This is a genomic window from Dactylosporangium sp. NPDC000244 (assembly GCF_040300725.1).
In the GTDB taxonomy this organism is placed as follows: domain Bacteria; phylum Actinomycetota; class Actinomycetes; order Mycobacteriales; family Micromonosporaceae; genus Dactylosporangium.
The window spans coordinates 24,809-39,128 of sequence record NZ_JBEPEH010000021.1; the positions used below are offsets into that span (position 1 = coordinate 24,809).

A 14,320-nucleotide genomic window follows, 5' to 3' on the forward strand; every position below is an offset into this window, starting at 1 on the left:
TGTCACCCGCTGGCATCCCGCCGATTGTTAGCGATCACAAGCCTCCGAGGTGACCTCTTGAAGCGTCGCACCCTGCTGTCCGCCGCGGGCGCCGCCGTCGCCGGCGGCGCCCTGTTGCGTCCCGGATCCGCGTTCGCCGCCACCTACGCCGGCTACGCCATGGCCTACTTCACCGAGTCCCCCACGATGTCCGCCGCGAACTACGGCCTGCACCTGGCCGTGAGCCCCGACGGGCTGAACTGGACCCCGCTGAACCAGAACAACCCGGTCGTCACGCCGACGCTGGGCAGCAAGGGCCTGCGCGACCCGTTCATCCTGCGCAAGCAGACGGGCGGATTCGTCGTGCTGGCCACCGATCTCAACGGCACGGACTGGAACTACCAGAGTCAGTACATCCACGTCTGGGACTCCGCCGACCTGCGCACGTTCACCGGGTACCGGCTGCTGAAGGTGCACTCCCTCGCCACGCACGCGTGGGCGCCCGAGGCCTACTGGGACGCCGGCCGCGGGCAGTACGCGGTCGTCTACTCCGCGGTGACCGGCGGCCACAACGTGCTGATGGTGAACTACACCAGCGACTTCGTGACCGCGTCGAGCCCGCAGACGTTCTTCGACCCCGGCTACGACGCCATCGACGGCGACTTCGTGAGCGTCAACGGGGTCAACTACATGTACTTCAAGAACAACACGAACAGCACCCTGCTCGGCACCCGCTCGAGCAGCCTGAACCCGGGCAGCTTCAGCGTCTACACGTCCGGCATCGGCCCGGGCCGCGGCGTCGAGGCGCCCCAGATCGTCAAGTCGAACACGGCGAACACCTGGTACATGTGGGGCGACACCTGGAGCCCGAACGGCCGCTTCTTCTGCTGGCAGACGAGCGACGTCGCGAGCGGCTCGTGGAGCCTGCTCAACGATCGCGCGTACACCCAGCCGCTCAACTCCAAGCACCCCGGGATCACGCCGATCACGTCGGCGGAGCTGTCGAACCTCACCGCGACGTGGGGCGCCCCGGCGTGGAACCGCGTGAAGTCGTACAACTTCCCGGACCGCTACATCCGCCACGCCAACAGCGTCGGGCGCATCGACGCCTACCCGTTCGACCCGTACCAGGACCAGCTGTGGACGCTGGTGCCGGGCCTGGCCGACTCCGCCGGGGTGTCGTTCCGGTCGGTGAACTACCCGGACCGGTACCTGCGCCACTACAACTACGCGATCCAACTGCAGGCGAACGACGGCTCGAGCGCCTTCAAGGGCGACGCCACCTTCTACAAGGCCGCGGGCTTCGCGGACTCCTCGTGGACCTCGTTCCGCTCGTACAACTTCCCGGAGCGCTACCTGCGCCACTCGAACTACGTGCTGCGCATCGACCCGATCACGAGCAGCTCCGCGACCACGGACAAACAGGACGCGACCTTCCGCATCGGCTCTTGATCGGGTCCGGTCCGACAAACCTCAGAGTTCCCTCAAAGCGGCCTGGGAACGACATGAGATCGTCATGGACTGGGACCGCCACCGCTGCGTAGCGTCGCGCTCGCTGCCGAAACCAACCAGCGGGGAGGGCGAGCTCGTGCGCGGAGCTCCGTGGCTAGACAGGATTGCCGCAACGCGTGGTCCGAGTGGTGCAGGTCCGACGACAGGCCGATCATCATGACCGCGCGCGCCGTCATCAACGCTCTTCTCTACGTCGCCGGAGCGCCCGGCGGCGCGCTGGCCGCCTACTGCACGGCTTATGTCCTCAGCAGGCGCGCCAGCCCCGCCGGGCGCATCTGGGGTCGCATGTCGGCCCTGCCGCCGGCCCCCTTCCTCGTGTACTTCGGCGTGCTCGGCCTGGCCTGGTTCTTTTGCGCGCAGCTGCTCACCGAGTGGCGCCGCGACCTGACGGCGGTGGTGCTAGCGCTCGCCGGGATCAGCGTCGTGCAGATCGCCGTCTGGGTCGTCGCCGCGACCCGCAGACCGCACAGCCAGGCCTGACATGCCGACGTACGTCCGCATCGCCTGGACCGTGGCGGGCCTGGTGTTCGCCCTCGCCGGCGGTCTCGGCGGCCGGCGCCTGGCCGTCCTCGCCGGCAGCCGCGGCGACAACGTGGCCACCCTGGCTCGCCTGGGCCGCTGGGTGCTGCTCGCCGTCGCCGGGGAGTTCCTCGCGCTCGCCGTCCTCGCCCTGTTCGCCGGTCCGGCGGTGATGCTCTACGGCGGCCTCGTCCTGCTGGCCGTCGCCTTGCTCATCGCCGGGTTCGGCGCCGCGGGCGTCGCGCGGGTGGTCCGGGCCGCGCGGCGCTGAGCGGCTACCGGCCGTGGTGGACGGCCTCGACGTTGTGCCCGTCCGGGTCGCGCAGGAAGACCGCGTAGTAGCCGGGGTGGTACTCGGGCCACTCGCGTGGTGCGTGCAGGACCTCGACCCCGGCCGCGAGCGCCGCCGCGTGCACCGCGTCGACGGCCTCGCGGCCGGGCGCGTCGAAGGCGATGTGCAGCTCCCGGTCGTCGGGCCGCCGCGCGGGCGAGAACCACAGGTCGGGCTTCCCGGCCGGTCCGGCCAGGCCCACCACGGGCCCGCCGGGCGAGTCGAAGCGCACCGCCTCGCGCAGGCCGAGCGCGGCGAAGACGGACGTGTAGAAGCCGGCGGAACGTTCGACGTCGGCGGCCTGGACTCCGATGTGCGAGAACATTCGCGCAGGCTATCCCGTACCGGCGGGTAGACCGTGCGGATCGCCGGGCGGAAGGCGCTCCGCCCGATCCGCACCTTCGCCGGGTTCGGCGCCGCGGGCCTCGCGCGGGCGGTCAGGGGCCGCGCGAGGCTGAGCGGACCCCCGCCGGCCGGCTCAGGCGGAGGGCGGCGGACCGAGCAGTTCGATGGCGTGCCGGGCCGCGGCGTGCCCCAGCGCGATCGGGTCGACCGGGCCGGGGTCCGGCAGCCGCCGCTCACCGGCCGGCTCGCCCGCCTCGCGCGCGAAGTGCTCGAAGCCCGACGGCGTGGTGATCTGCAGGGTGCGCAGCGGCTCCCCGGCCCCGACGATGAACGTGTGCGCCAGCCGCGCCGGCAGCAGCACGAAGTCGCCCGGGCCCGCCTTGAACGCCTCGCCGTCGCACCGGAACTCGGCGGTGCCGGAGAGCACGTAGAACATCTCGTCCTCCTCGAGATGCCGGTGCAGCGGGGGCGCGAAGCCCGGCGGGTTGACGAACTCCACGACGGTGAGCCGGCCGCCGGTCTCCGCCCCGGCGGCCTTGACCGTGACCAGGCTGCCCAGGAACCACAGCGCCTCCCCCTCGCCGTCGCCGCGAACGTAGGGCCGGACCGGGACCGTCTCGCGCATCGCGGGCTCCATTTCACCGTACCGCTGTCTATTGAATATTGCCCTAGTATGGGCAGCGTCATGAGTGCTGTCAACGACAACAAGCCCCGGCGGCGGTACAGCTCCGCGACCCGCAGCGAGGGCGCGCAGCGCACGCGGCAGGCGATCGTGGCGACGGCGAGCGCGATGTTCGCCGAGCACGGCTACGCCTCCACCTCGCTCGCGGACATCGCCGCCGCGGCCGGGGTCGCCCGCCCCACGGTCTTCGCCGCCTTCGGCTCCAAGGGGGCGCTCCTGCGGCAGGTCCTGGACGAGGCGCTGGCCGGCGACGACGCTCCCGTGCCCGTTGCCGAGCGGCCGTGGTTCCGGCCGGTGTGGGACGCCGCCACCCCGGCGGCGGTCCTCGACGCGTACGCCGGGGTGTGTCTGGTCATCGCGCGCCGGGCCGCGCCGCTGTTCGAGGCGGTCCGCCGGGCCGCCGACGACGCGCCGGAGGCGGCGGAGCTGTGGCAGACCCTGCTGGACAACCGCCGGGCCGGCGCGCGGATGGTCGTCGCGCACGCCCGCAGCCTCGGCCCGCTCGCGCCCGGGCTCGACGAGCAGATCGCGGTCGACGTGCTGTGGGTCTACAACGACCCCGGGCTCTTCGCGGCCCTGGTGTCGCAGCGCGGCTGGACCGAGGATGCCTTCCGGGCCTGGCTGGCGGTCACCATGCGGGCGGCCTTACTGCCCGATCGTGGCCTTGCGGATCGACCGGCGGCAGGCTAGGAACAGTCCGTCCAGGTACGCCGGCTGAGGGGGCACGGTTGATCGGCGCGGGAACGGTGCTGGCCGAGCGGTACGAGCTCGAGCGGCACATCGCCGGCGGCGGCATGGGCGACGTGTGGGCCGGGCACGACCGGGTGCTCGGGCGCACGGTCGCCGTCAAGCTGCTGCGCGCGCCCTCCGGCGAGCCCGAGTTCGTCGAGCGGTTCCGGGCCGAGGCGCGCACCATGGCGACGATCAGCCATCCCGGCGTCGTGGACGTGTACGACTTCGGCGACGATCCCGCGGCCGGGGTGTACCTCGTCATGCGGTACATCGACGGCGAGTCGCTGGCGCGGACCCTCGAACGCGAGGAGCGGCTCTCCCCCGCGGTCACGATGCGGCTCGTCGCCGAGGCGGCCGAGGCCCTGCACGCGGCCCACGAGAAGGGCGTCATGCACCGCGACGTCAAGCCGGGCAATCTGCTCATCCGGCCCGACGGCAGCACGGTGCTCACCGACTTCGGCATCGCCCGCTCGGCCGCGGCCACCCATCGCACGTCGACCGGGCTGCTGCTCGGCACCGCCTCCTACATCGCCCCCGAGCGCGCCGGCGGGCAACCCGCGACCGCACAGTCCGATCTGTACTCGCTCGGCATCGTCGCGTACCTGTGCCTCGCCGGCCGCCTGCCGTTCGCGGGCGAGAGCCTGCTGCAGATCGCGCTGCGGCAGGCGAACGACGAGCCGCCGCCGCTGCCCGACGACGTGCCGCCGGCCGTGCGCGCGGTCGTGCTGCGGGCCCTCGCGAAGGACCCGGGGGCGCGCTGGCCCTCGGGCCCGGCGATGGCCGCGGCGGCCCGGGAGGCGCTGATCCCGGAGACGGTGGCCCAGGAGGCGCCGGCCCCGGCCGGGAGCCGCGCTCGCGGCCTGCTCGTCGGCGGGGTGGCCGCGGCCGCGGTGGTCGCGATCGCCACGGCGGCCGTGCTGCTCAGCGGCGACGACCCGAAGACGCCCGGCGCGGCGACGGGCGCGACGGTGGAGGCCGCGGCCGAGGCCGGGGGGCTCGGCGGTCTCGGCGCGGGTCCCGTCGCGTCGAGCGCGGCCGCGTCGGCGCGCCCGTCCGGCTCGGTGCCGGTCCTGCCCCCGACGGGCTCGGCGAAGGCGGCGGCGGGGGCACCGGCCGCGCTGTCCGGGCTCCGGGCGACCCCGGTCAGCGCCTCGGCGATCCGTCTGCAGTGGACGGACACCGCGGCGAACGAGACCGGCTTCGAGGTCCTCAACGGCGCCGCGACCCGGACGGCGGGCGCCGGCGCGACCTCGCTGACCTGGGACGGCCTGGCGCCGGACACGTACATGTGCTTCAAGGTGCGCGCGGTCAACGCCGCGGGCCCGTCGGCCTGGTTCCCGGCCGCCCAGCAGGACTGGGTGTGCGCGACGAGCCTGGCCGGCACCGGCCCCGCGGCCCCGTCCAACCTGTCCGCGACCCCGCTGGGCCCGACCGGCATCCGGCTGCAGTGGACCGACAACGCGAGCGACGAGACGGGCTTCACGGTCATCAACGGCACCGCGTCGCGCACGACGGGGGCCAATGTGAGCTCGTACACCTGGGACGGCCTGACCCCGGGCACCTACATGTGCTTCAAGGTGCGCGCCTTCAACGCCGCGGGCGTCTCGCCCTACACCCCGGCGGCCCAGGAGAGCTGGGCCTGCACCACCACCCCGGCCGCGTGACTCTGAGCAAACTCCGAGCTTGATTCGCCAGTTCGGGCCGGACAGGACATCGACTCCCGTCTACGGTCCCGATCATGCGTCGTCATGCTCCGGTGTTCGCCCTGTTCTTCCTCAGCCCGCTGGTCGCCGAGTACTTCTCCGGCACCACGCTGCCGATCTTCCTGCTGTTCCTCATCGTGCCGCTCTCGCTGTACTACGGCAGCGGCGCCATCCTCATCCGTGAGGCGGTCCGGCGCACCGGCCGCGGCTGGCCCGCGATCCTGACGCTCGGGCTGGCGTTCGGGGTGCTGGAGGAGGGCGTGCTCACCCAGTCGCTGTTCAACCCGAACTACCTGGCCGAGGACCTGCACCTGCTCGAACCCGGCCACGTCCCGGCGCTGGGCATGGGCGCGCTGTGGACGGTGTTCGTGCTGGGCGGGCACGTGCTGTGGAGCATCGGCGCCCCGGTCGCGATCGTCGAGGAGGCGACCCGGTCGCGCCGGACCACGCCGTGGCTCGGCCGGACCGGGCTCGTCGTGGCCTCGGTGCTGTTCGTGCTCGGCTGCGTGATGACGTTCGCGGTCACGAAGGCGGAGGACGCCGAGGCCCCGTTCTCGGCCTCGCCGGCCCAGCTGGGGATCAGCGTCGCGGTCGTGGTCGCGCTGGTCGCCCTCGCGTTCCTGCTGCCGCACGGTGAGCGCCGGCCGCTGGACGGTTCGGCGCCGTCGCCCTGGATCGTGTTCGGCGCCACGCTGGTCGCCGGGATCGGGTGGGGGCTGCTCGCCGGCGCGACCTCGCTGCCGTCGTGGCCCGCCTCGATCGCGATCGCGCTGGCCTGCCTGGCCGTGCTCGCGGTCCTGGTGGCGCGGTGGAGCCGGCTCGACGGGTGGGGCCGCTGGCACCGGCTGGCGGTGGCGGCGGGAGCGCTCGCGACCTCCGGGTGGCACGCGTTCGCGATGGACTACTCCAAGCCGCCGGTCCTCGACATCGCGGGCCGCACGATCTACCTGCTGGCCGCGGCGGGGATCGTCTGGCTCGCGGTCCGCCGTATCCGCCGGGACGATCCCGCCCCGGACGGGGCCGCCGCCTGACGGGCGGCGGCGGCCCCGGGGCCGGCTACGGCAGGGTCACCGCGGCCGGGGCCGAGCGCTGGGTCGTGGTGCCGTCGCCCAGCTGGGAGTTCGCGTTGTTGCCCCAGCACCACAGGCTCGCGTCGGTGCGGACGCCGCAGGTGTGGTAGCTCGCCACGAAGGCGGTCGTCCACGTCGTGGCGGTGCCGACGCGGGTCGGGGTGGAGCGGTTCGTCGTGGTGCCGTCGCCGATCTGGGCGGTCATGTTGTTGCCCCAGCACCACAGGCTGCCGTCGGTGCGGGAGCCGCAGGTGGTGTCGACCTCGGCGTTGACGCGCGTCCAGGTGTTGACCGAGCCGACCTGCACCGGGGCGCTCTGCAGCGCGCCGGCCGCGCCGAGCTGGCCGTAGCCGTTCTCGCCCCAGCACCACAGGGTCTTGTCGGTGCGGGTGGCGCAGGTGTGCGCGAAGCCGGCCGAGACGCCGCTCCACGTGGTGGCCGTGCCGACCTGGGCCGGCGAGATCGCGTAGGCCACGCTGCCCAGGCCGAGCTGCCCGGACGAGCTGTCGCCCCAGCACCACATGGTGCCGTCGGTGCGGGTCGCGCAGCTGTGCGCGTAGCCGGTCGTGACGCTCGCCCAGGTCGTCGCGGTGCCGACCTGCTGCGGGGTGGTCACGGTGTAGACGGAGGAGCCGAGGCCGAGCTGGCCGAGGCGGTTGAAGCCCCAGCACCACAGCGTGCCGTCGGTGCGGGTCGCGCACGTGTGGCTGTCGCCGGCGCTGACCTTCGCCCAGGTGGTGGCGGTGCCGACCTGGACCGGGGTGGTCTTGTTGAGCGTGGTGCCGTCGCCGAGCTGGCCGCGGAAGTTGCGGCCCCAGCACCACAGCGTGCCGTCGGTCTTCACCCCGCACGTGTGGCTGGCGCCGGCGTCGATGGTCGCCCAGTTCGTGGCCGTGCCGACCCGGGTCGGGGTGGCCTTGTCGACGCCGCTGCCGTCGCCGACCTCGCCGCTCCAGTTGCTGCCCCAGCACCACAGCGTCGCGTCGGTGCGGATCGTGCAGGTGTGGGCGTAGCCGGCCGCGACGCTCGCCGCGCCCGCCCCGGCCGCCGCGGCCGGGGCGGACAGCGCGCCGACGGCGACGAATACAGCGGCGGCGGACGTCGCCGCCGCCGCAAAGACCCTTCTCAAGTGGCTCATGCGCTGCGACGCTAGGATCGCGCCGCCACGCAGGGCAACGCCGCGACCACGACACCGCCGCTGTCCTGGGACTTGACCGGGAAAGTTACAGCCAGACGGCGCGTACCGCGTCGGCGAGGGCGGCCCCCTGCCGCAGTCCGGCCTCGGCGGCCGCGGCGCGGCGGGACGGGTCGAGCACGTTGGGCCCGATCGCCTCGAGGGCCTCCTCGTCCGGCTCGACGACCAGGCTCCGGGCGGCGCCGGAGGCGGCGATCTCGCGGTCGATGAGCGGGCGGATCAGGCCGCCGACGGGCGCGACGACGAGCAGCGCACCGGCGCCTGCGGCGAGATCCGCGTTGGTCCCCGAGCGCACCCCGCCGTCCATGTACCGCCGCCCGTCGATGGTGATCGGCGGGAACACGCACGGGACGGCGCAGCTGGCGGCCACGGCGAGCGGGAGTGGTACCCCCGCCGCCCGGTCGAACACGGCGGGCGTGCCGCCGTCGGTGTCCACCGCGGTGATGCGCAGGTCCCGGTCGGGCCAGTCGGCCACCGGGAGCTGGGCCGCGAGCCGGGCGATGTGGACCCCCTCGTCGCCGGTGGGCGTGGCTAGGGCCATCGCCCCGATCTCTGCCATGATCTCGGAGCGCGGGCGGGAGCGGTCGGCGAGAAGGGCGAACGCGGCCATGGCGGGCGCGATGTCCACGGCCGGGGCGCCGTCCACGGCCGCAGCGCCGGACGAGGGCCCGCGCTGGGCCAGGACCGCGTCCTCGAGCGAGATGCCCGCGGCCACGACGGTGCCCACCACCGACCCGGCGGAGGTGCCGACGATGACGTCCGCGTCACTGACCGTCACCCCGGCGCGGGCCAGCCCGCCGAGGATCCCGAACTCCCAGGCGATGCCGGTCATCCCGCCGCCGCCGAGCACCAGCGCTCTCGTCATGACCGGACGGTAACCCATTGCCTCACCCGGCACACCGGCCGGACGCGGCGACCATGGAGTCATGCGGACCGCGCGGACCGTCGCCGGCCTGTCGCTCATCGGCCTCGCGCTGGCCGCGGCCGTCGTGACCTGCCGCGGCGGCGGCGACGACGCCGATCCGCGGCACGGCCCCCGGTGCACCGTCAGCAGCCCGGCCAAGCTCGCCGGTCGCACGGTCACCGCGTTCGACCTCGAGGGCCGCCCGCTGCGCTGCGCCGACCTGCACGGGGCCACGCTGGAGGACGCGGCGATCACGAGCGCGGACCTCTACGGGGCCGACCTCAGCCGGGCCACGGCCCGGGACGCGCAGCTGAGCCAGGTGAAGCTGACGCGGGCCGATCTCGACGGCGCCGTCCTGCGCGACGGTTCTCTGACCGACGTCGGGCTGCAGCAGGCCACCCTGCGCGGCGCCGACCTGCGCTCGGTGACGTTCCTGCGCACCGATCTCGGCGCGGCCGACCTGCGCGGCGCGGACCTGACGGGGGCCTCGTTCGAGGCGTCGAACCTGCGCGGCGCCCGCCTCGACGGCGCCAAGCTCACCGGCGTGACGTTCGTGAACTCGGTCTGCCCCGGCGGCGCCAAGTCCACCGACGGAACCTGCGGGTGATGAGCAGCGTGAGGGGCAGCGTGGCGGTCAGCCCGGCCAGCGCGAGGAATCCGGCGGGCGGGCCGTGGCGCTCGACCACGCGGCCGATCACGGGCGCGGCGACGGCGATGCCGAGCGCGCTCGCCGAGTTCATCCACGTCATCGTCCGTACGGTGGCCGGCTGGAGCAGCACCGAGGCCGGGATCAGCACCAGGGCCACGCAGCCGCCGACGAGCGCGTACCCGGCGAGGAGGGTCGCGAGGTTCGAGGCCAGGGCCAGCAGGGCGCAGCCGGCCGTGATCGCCAGGCCGGCGGCGAGCATCACGCGCGCGGGACGGCCGCGCTCGAACGCGCCGTAGGCCAGCCCGGCGCCGAGGCTCACGACGCTGGCGACCGCCATGACCGGCCCACCGAGGGCGCCCGCGGACGCGGTGACGGCGACACCGATCCCGCCGAAGTACAGCCCCATCTCGAGGTTCACGGCGAACAGGACCGCTCGCGGGCGCCGGCCCCGCTGCCCGGCCGGCGGCGGCTCGCCGGTGTTCGCCGTCAGCAGCCCGAGCAGCCCGGCCGCGACCAGGCCCATGGCCACGGGCAGGCCGCCCGTGGTCGCCAGGACCGGGCCGATCAGGAAGGCCGCGTCGTTGACCGCGCCCTCGGCGGACAGGGCCGCGGGCAGCACCTCGGCCGGGGCGACGGCGCGCCAGCGGGCGGCGGCGAGCGCGCCGACCGGCGGGAGCGTCGCGCCCGCGGCCGCGGCGAGCCCGATCACGACCTCGGCGGGCGCGGCGCGATCGGCGAGCGCCAGGGCCAGCCCGGCGGCGACGAACACCGCCCCGGAGACGGACACGACCCGGCGCTGGCCCCAGCGGTCGATGAGCCGGGCGAGCTGGGGCCCGGCGACGGCGTCGGCGATCGCGAACGCCCCGGCGGCGGCCCCGGCGCGGCCGTAGCCCTGCGTGCCGGCGACCGTCCACAGCACCGCGAGCCCGGTCGTCGCCACGCCGAGCCGCGCGACGGCGGCGGGCACGAAGAAGCGCAGGGCCCCGGGGACGGCAAACGCTCGACGGTATCGACGGCGGCATGGGTATGGACCTGGTGTCACGATGGCGCTCCAGCGGTTAGTGCAACCGCGAGCTGCCAGACAGGCCGGACTGGGACATCAACTCGTCACCGCCGACCCTCGCAGGTTGTGCGCGCACAGTCAACTCCGGGTCGCTCCGGGTGGCCGAGAATCGATCCATGCGGATGCTGTACGACACCGCCGCGGTCCACCCGCTCGACCGGTACGAGCACTACCGGACGGGCGCCGCGAGTGAGCAGGCACCGGTGGATGTGCACGGGCGGCCGCCGACGAGGCTGGTCGTGTCGATGTCGGTCAGCCGGGTCGGCGACTTCGACGTGGAGGGGCTGACCTGGCTGGCCGACGCCGAGATCGCGACCCGGCGGACCGATCGGCTGGTGCGGATCGGGGACCCGGAGCGGTAACCTCATCATGCCCCTGGCCGGCGAGATCCGGCTGGAGCAGGAGGATCGGCGGCTGCGGTTCCGGGCCGGCGACATCGGCCTGTTCGACCTGTCCCGGCCGTGGCGGGCCGTCCATCCGGTCGAGGAGACGGGCGAGCTGCGGGTCGCGATGCTGACGTTCCCGCGCACGCTGGTGCCGGTCGCCTGCACCGGCTCTTCGCGGGCACCGGCATGACGCCGATGCAGCTGGTGAAGCAGATGCGCCTGGACGAGTGCCACCGGCGGCTGACGGACCCGGGCCAGCGCGCCGTGCCGGTGTTCGCGATCGCGGCGCAGTGGCGGGTACCGCCGCCGCGACCAGTTCGCGAGGGACTTCCGGCAGGCGTTCGCGGTCTCGCCGACCGGCGCCCGGCGCGGGGACGGCTGATCGTGGTGTCCGACGATCCGCCGCCCCCGGCGCAGCACGTGCGCGTCGACGTCACCGTGACCCTGCACCGCCGGCTCGGCTGGCTGCTGGCCGTCGCGCTCGGCGGCCTGCCGGTGCCGGACCTCGTCGTCCGGCTGGCCGGCCTGATCCTGCGGGCCGCGCGCGACCGGTGAGCGTGCGACCGGCGCGGGAGCGCCCAGCCGCACGCAACTACCTGGTGAACGTCAGATGCGGGCGAGCTGGACGGCCTCGATCGCGTCGCGCAGGCGCTGCTCCGCCTCCGCGCTGAGCGAGCTGTGCAGCAGCCGGCCGCCGAGCTGGAACGGCGCCATCTCGGCCACGACCTTGTCGACGGTGACCTGGTCGACGAGCAGGAACAGCGCCGCCGAGCCCGGCTCCAGCGCCGCGCCGACGTCGCGCATGAAGCTGTCGTCCACGCCGGTGTCGGTGAGCCGCGCGGCGGCCGCCCCACCGGCCGCACCGACCGCCATGCCGATGAACGGCGCGAAGAACAGCAGCCCGATGAGGCCGCCCCACAGCGCGCCGCCCGCGGCCGCCACGCCGGTCGTGCCGTGCTTCTGGTGCAGCCGCACCCGGCCGTCCTCGCCGGCCTCGACCACCGCGGCGTCGCGCACGGTGATGAGACCCTGCCGCTGCAACTCGATGATCTTGTCCCGGGCCTGGTTGGCGGTGGCCAGGTCGCGATAGCCGATCGCCACGAGATCGCTCATGATGCCTCCTGGTGTGTGCCGGTGCTTGCCCTGCAAAGGTCATCGCGCCGGGGCCGGATCACCTCCCCCGCCGGGCATGAGCGCGCGCACCGCGGCGACGAAGGCCTCGTCCTGGTCCAGCTCGCCGTAGGAGAAGCCGGGGTTGTCGCCGCGGCGGTACAGCCGGCGCGGCTCGGCGAGCTCCGCGGCCAGCAGCGCTTGGATGCGGGTGTCCGGCGGCCCGAGCCCGGCCCACGCCGCGACCACCGCCGGGCGGGTCAGCGGGTGCCGTGCCCAGGCGTCCTCGAGGGGCGCACGGACCGGGGCGGCGTCGCCGGTGATGACCGCGAGGGCGTGGGCGGCCGCGACGGTGGTGTGGCCGTACTTGTCCCGCCGCCGGACCAGCGCCCGGAGCCGGTCGAGCGTTGCGGGAACCGCGGCGGCGACGGTCCGCAGGGCGCGGGCCGCGACCACGGCGGCGTCGTCGTCGCCGAGGTGGCGGGTCAGGGCGGCGACCGCGGTGTCCGTGTCGGCGTCGACGGTCCAGGCGGCGAGGGTGGCCGCCACCGCGCCGCGGGCATCGGGCCCGGCGGCCCAGCCTCGCAGGACCGGCAGGACGAGCTCGGCCGTCGCCGGGTCGGCGGCGCCGAGCCGGCCGAGCGCCTCGGCGTTGGCCGCGTCGCGCTCCGCCGCAAGCAGCACCGGCAGCGCCTCGCGGGCGGCCGCCGGGCCGATCGCGCGCAGGGCGGCGACGAGCCCGTCGCGGTGGCGGGGCGGCAGCGGGCCGTCCAGGCGGGCCGCGACGGCCGGGGCGAGCGGGGCGGCGACGGGGCCGAGCCCGGCGATCGCCCAGCCGGCGTCGCTGGGCAGCGGCTCCTGCTCGAGCACCCAGGCGAGCATCGGCACCGCGCGGGGGTCGCCGAGCCGGGCGAGCAGGGCGAGGAGGCGCCCGACGGTCGGCGGCTCGGTCGGCCACTCGATGATCCAGGGCGGCACGGCGCGGCGCTCGGAGGTGTGGGGCGCGCGGCGCTCCGCGGACCCGAGCACCTCGGCGAGCGTGTCGGCGACCGGCGCGGCGAAGCGGCCGAGGTCCGCCAGGATGCCCGCGGCCCGCGGCCCGACCACCGGCTCCCCCGCCAGGGCGAGGTCCGCGATGCGCCGCAGGATGTGGGTGTACTGCCCGCGCCAGCCGTGCACCAGGTTGCTCGCGGGATAGAGCGCATCGAGCTGCCACTCGGCATCGGCCGAGCGCAGGCCGGCGAGGAGCACCGTGATCCGGCTGTCCACCCGGTCGCCGTAGGCGTCGCTGACCGCGCGCACGAGCCTGTCCATCTGCGGGTGCCCGCGCCCGGCGCTGAAGTGCTCGCGCAGCTCGCGGACCTTGCCGATGAGCGTGTCGGTCTGGAAGCCGGCCGGGGTCGCGGGCTCGGGCGGCACCGCGTACCCGGCGGCGATGAGCGCGACGGCCGTCTCCGCGGGGGCCGGCACCCCGAGGCGGGCCAGGGCGGCGAGCGCGCCGAGGCGCAGGCCCGCGTCGGGCTCGGCGGTCGTCAGGCCCTCGAGCCAGGCGATCGCGGCCGGGTCGGTGGTGGCGAGCCCGGCGACGGCGGTGACGATCGCCCGGCGCACCAGCGGGTCGGGCTCGGCGTCGGCGTGCCGGCGGAGCAGGTCGACCGTGGCTTCGGGGGCTTCGGCGGAGATCGTGCGCACGAGCGGTACGACTGCCGCCCGCACTTGCGCGTCGGCGTCCTGGAGCAGCGCGAGGAAGCGGGGGCGGTCGGCGGCGAGGGTGGCGTTGGCCGTCCGCGTCCGCCCGGCGAGCGGCTGGTCCCACTTCGCGCCGCCGACGCTCGCCAGCAGTTCGACGGCCGCGGCCCGGCCGGGCAGCCCCGGCGTGGTGGCGATCCGGGTGAGGAACGGCAGCGTCTCGAGGGTGCAGCGGTAGACGTCGCCCTGGTGGTGCACGACCCCGTAGAACTGGTCGAGCGCCACCTCGCGCACGGCCGGGTCAGGGTCGACGAGATCGCGCAGGATCGCGGGGACGCCCGCGGCGGAGCCGTAGGCGTGCCGCAGCCGCTTCCACGCGACGGCATCGAGCCCGGCGAACACGTCGACGTCGCCCATGGGCGGCGATCTTACGACGTGCCCGGCCGGGCTC

Annotated in this window: 17 protein-coding genes; 10 read left to right on the forward strand and 7 right to left on the reverse strand. The window is 74.9% G+C overall.

Annotation, left to right across the window (positions count from 1 at the left end; genetic code table 11):
- Positions 1–57 precede the first annotated feature (57 nt).
- From ABT369_RS28555 to ABT369_RS28565, 3 genes are all read left to right on the forward strand, one after another.
- A complete protein-coding gene (locus ABT369_RS28555; RefSeq protein WP_350616485.1) occupies positions 58–1,431 on the forward strand; it encodes a glycoside hydrolase family 43 protein in 1,374 nt (457 codons plus the stop codon).
- Positions 1,432–1,647: 216 nt separating this feature from the next.
- A complete protein-coding gene (locus ABT369_RS28560) occupies positions 1,648–1,971 on the forward strand; it encodes a hypothetical protein (protein WP_350616487.1) in 324 nt (107 codons plus the stop codon).
- 1 nt (position 1,972) lies between these two features.
- The gene (locus ABT369_RS28565; protein ID WP_350616489.1) at positions 1,973–2,281 is read left to right on the forward strand and encodes a hypothetical protein; all 309 of its coding nucleotides are present in this window, start codon (positions 1,973–1,975) and stop codon (positions 2,279–2,281) included.
- A 4-nt stretch (positions 2,282–2,285) separates the two neighbouring features.
- Here the strand turns inward: ABT369_RS28565 and ABT369_RS28570 are convergent, their stop codons facing one another.
- Entirely contained in the window at positions 2,286–2,666 is a 381-nt protein-coding gene (locus ABT369_RS28570; RefSeq protein WP_350616490.1) for a VOC family protein, read from the reverse strand.
- A gap of 153 nt (positions 2,667–2,819) precedes the next feature.
- Positions 2,820–3,311, reverse strand: coding sequence for a quercetin 2,3-dioxygenase (locus ABT369_RS28575; RefSeq protein WP_350616492.1), 492 nt, complete (start codon positions 3,309–3,311; stop codon positions 2,820–2,822).
- 60 nt (positions 3,312–3,371) lie between these two features.
- Between ABT369_RS28575 and ABT369_RS28580 the strand changes: the two genes are divergently transcribed.
- The 3 genes from ABT369_RS28580 (at position 3,372) to ABT369_RS28590 (ending at position 6,834) form a co-directional block, all read left to right on the forward strand.
- Positions 3,372–4,058 carry a TetR/AcrR family transcriptional regulator gene (locus tag ABT369_RS28580; RefSeq protein ID WP_350616493.1) on the forward strand — a complete coding sequence of 229 codons (687 nt, stop codon included), beginning with the start codon at positions 3,372–3,374 and terminating at the stop codon, positions 4,056–4,058.
- 38 nt (positions 4,059–4,096) lie between these two features.
- The gene (locus tag ABT369_RS28585; protein WP_350616494.1) at positions 4,097–5,764 is read left to right on the forward strand and encodes a protein kinase domain-containing protein; all 1,668 of its coding nucleotides are present in this window, start codon (positions 4,097–4,099) and stop codon (positions 5,762–5,764) included.
- Between the two features lie 74 nt (positions 5,765–5,838).
- A complete protein-coding gene (locus tag ABT369_RS28590) occupies positions 5,839–6,834 on the forward strand; it encodes a hypothetical protein (protein ID WP_350616496.1) in 996 nt (331 codons plus the stop codon).
- Between the two features lie 25 nt (positions 6,835–6,859).
- Here the strand turns inward: ABT369_RS28590 and ABT369_RS28595 are convergent, their stop codons facing one another.
- Positions 6,860–8,011 carry an RCC1 domain-containing protein gene (locus ABT369_RS28595; RefSeq protein ID WP_350616498.1) on the reverse strand — a complete coding sequence of 384 codons (1,152 nt, stop codon included), beginning with the start codon at positions 8,009–8,011 and terminating at the stop codon, positions 6,860–6,862.
- Between the two features lie 85 nt (positions 8,012–8,096).
- Positions 8,097–8,933 (reverse strand): patatin-like phospholipase family protein, encoded by an 837-nt coding sequence (locus tag ABT369_RS28600; protein ID WP_350616500.1) that lies wholly within the window; start codon positions 8,931–8,933, stop codon positions 8,097–8,099.
- Positions 8,934–8,994: 61 nt separating this feature from the next.
- Between ABT369_RS28600 and ABT369_RS28605 the strand changes: the two genes are divergently transcribed.
- Positions 8,995–9,579: a pentapeptide repeat-containing protein gene (locus ABT369_RS28605; RefSeq protein ID WP_350616502.1), complete on the forward strand. Its 585-nt coding sequence runs from the start codon at positions 8,995–8,997 to the stop codon at positions 9,577–9,579.
- Here ABT369_RS28605 and ABT369_RS28610 read toward each other — a convergent pair.
- Positions 9,509–10,588 carry a hypothetical protein gene (locus ABT369_RS28610; protein WP_350616504.1) on the reverse strand — a complete coding sequence of 360 codons (1,080 nt, stop codon included), beginning with the start codon at positions 10,586–10,588 and terminating at the stop codon, positions 9,509–9,511. The genes ABT369_RS28605 and ABT369_RS28610 overlap by 71 nt on opposite strands.
- Positions 10,589–10,800: 212 nt before the next feature.
- Between ABT369_RS28610 and ABT369_RS28615 the strand changes: the two genes are divergently transcribed.
- The 3 genes from ABT369_RS28615 to ABT369_RS28625 are packed head-to-tail and all read left to right on the forward strand — an operon-like array spanning position 10,801 to position 11,625.
- Positions 10,801–11,046 carry a hypothetical protein gene (locus ABT369_RS28615; protein ID WP_350616506.1) on the forward strand — a complete coding sequence of 82 codons (246 nt, stop codon included), beginning with the start codon at positions 10,801–10,803 and terminating at the stop codon, positions 11,044–11,046.
- A gap of 7 nt (positions 11,047–11,053) precedes the next feature.
- Positions 11,054–11,260: a helix-turn-helix domain-containing protein gene (locus tag ABT369_RS28620; protein WP_350616508.1), complete on the forward strand. Its 207-nt coding sequence runs from the start codon at positions 11,054–11,056 to the stop codon at positions 11,258–11,260.
- Complete coding sequence (locus ABT369_RS28625; RefSeq protein ID WP_350616509.1) at positions 11,257–11,625, forward strand: hypothetical protein; 369 nt, start codon at positions 11,257–11,259, stop codon at positions 11,623–11,625. The genes ABT369_RS28620 and ABT369_RS28625 overlap by 4 nt, the downstream gene beginning before the upstream one ends.
- Positions 11,626–11,676: 51 nt before the next feature.
- Here ABT369_RS28625 and ABT369_RS28630 read toward each other — a convergent pair whose 3' ends face one another.
- Together ABT369_RS28630 and ABT369_RS28635 are read right to left on the reverse strand one after the other, a co-directional pair.
- On the reverse strand, positions 11,677–12,183 hold the full coding sequence (locus tag ABT369_RS28630; RefSeq protein WP_350616510.1) for a DUF1269 domain-containing protein: 507 nt from the start codon (positions 12,181–12,183) through the stop codon (positions 11,677–11,679).
- A 39-nt stretch (positions 12,184–12,222) separates the two neighbouring features.
- The gene (locus tag ABT369_RS28635; protein ID WP_350616511.1) at positions 12,223–14,286 is read right to left on the reverse strand and encodes a HEAT repeat domain-containing protein; all 2,064 of its coding nucleotides are present in this window, start codon (positions 14,284–14,286) and stop codon (positions 12,223–12,225) included.
- Between the last annotated feature and the right edge of the window lie 34 nt (positions 14,287–14,320).

Excerpts from the sequence above, each read along its gene's own strand:
- ABT369_RS28560 (WP_350616487.1), top strand. The coding sequence starts at position 1,648 with ATGACCGCGCGCGCCGTCATCAACGCTCTTCTCTACGTCGCCGGAGCG.
- ABT369_RS28565 (WP_350616489.1), top strand. The coding sequence starts at position 1,973 with ATGCCGACGTACGTCCGCATCGCCTGGACCGTGGCGGGCCTGGTGTTC.
- ABT369_RS28570 (WP_350616490.1), bottom strand. The coding sequence starts at position 2,666 with ATGTTCTCGCACATCGGAGTCCAGGCCGCCGACGTCGAACGTTCCGCC.
- ABT369_RS28575 (WP_350616492.1), bottom strand. The coding sequence starts at position 3,311 with ATGCGCGAGACGGTCCCGGTCCGGCCCTACGTTCGCGGCGACGGCGAG.
- ABT369_RS28580 (WP_350616493.1), top strand. The coding sequence starts at position 3,372 with ATGAGTGCTGTCAACGACAACAAGCCCCGGCGGCGGTACAGCTCCGCG.
- ABT369_RS28590 (WP_350616496.1), top strand. The coding sequence starts at position 5,839 with ATGCGTCGTCATGCTCCGGTGTTCGCCCTGTTCTTCCTCAGCCCGCTG.
- ABT369_RS28595 (WP_350616498.1), bottom strand. The coding sequence starts at position 8,011 with ATGAGCCACTTGAGAAGGGTCTTTGCGGCGGCGGCGACGTCCGCCGCC.
- ABT369_RS28600 (WP_350616500.1), bottom strand. The coding sequence starts at position 8,933 with ATGACGAGAGCGCTGGTGCTCGGCGGCGGCGGGATGACCGGCATCGCC.
- ABT369_RS28605 (WP_350616502.1), top strand. The coding sequence starts at position 8,995 with ATGCGGACCGCGCGGACCGTCGCCGGCCTGTCGCTCATCGGCCTCGCG.
- ABT369_RS28615 (WP_350616506.1), top strand. The coding sequence starts at position 10,801 with ATGCGGATGCTGTACGACACCGCCGCGGTCCACCCGCTCGACCGGTAC.
- ABT369_RS28620 (WP_350616508.1), top strand. The coding sequence starts at position 11,054 with ATGCCCCTGGCCGGCGAGATCCGGCTGGAGCAGGAGGATCGGCGGCTG.
- ABT369_RS28625 (WP_350616509.1), top strand. The coding sequence starts at position 11,257 with ATGACGCCGATGCAGCTGGTGAAGCAGATGCGCCTGGACGAGTGCCAC.
- ABT369_RS28630 (WP_350616510.1), bottom strand. The coding sequence starts at position 12,183 with ATGAGCGATCTCGTGGCGATCGGCTATCGCGACCTGGCCACCGCCAAC.
- ABT369_RS28635 (WP_350616511.1), bottom strand. The coding sequence starts at position 14,286 with ATGGGCGACGTCGACGTGTTCGCCGGGCTCGATGCCGTCGCGTGGAAG.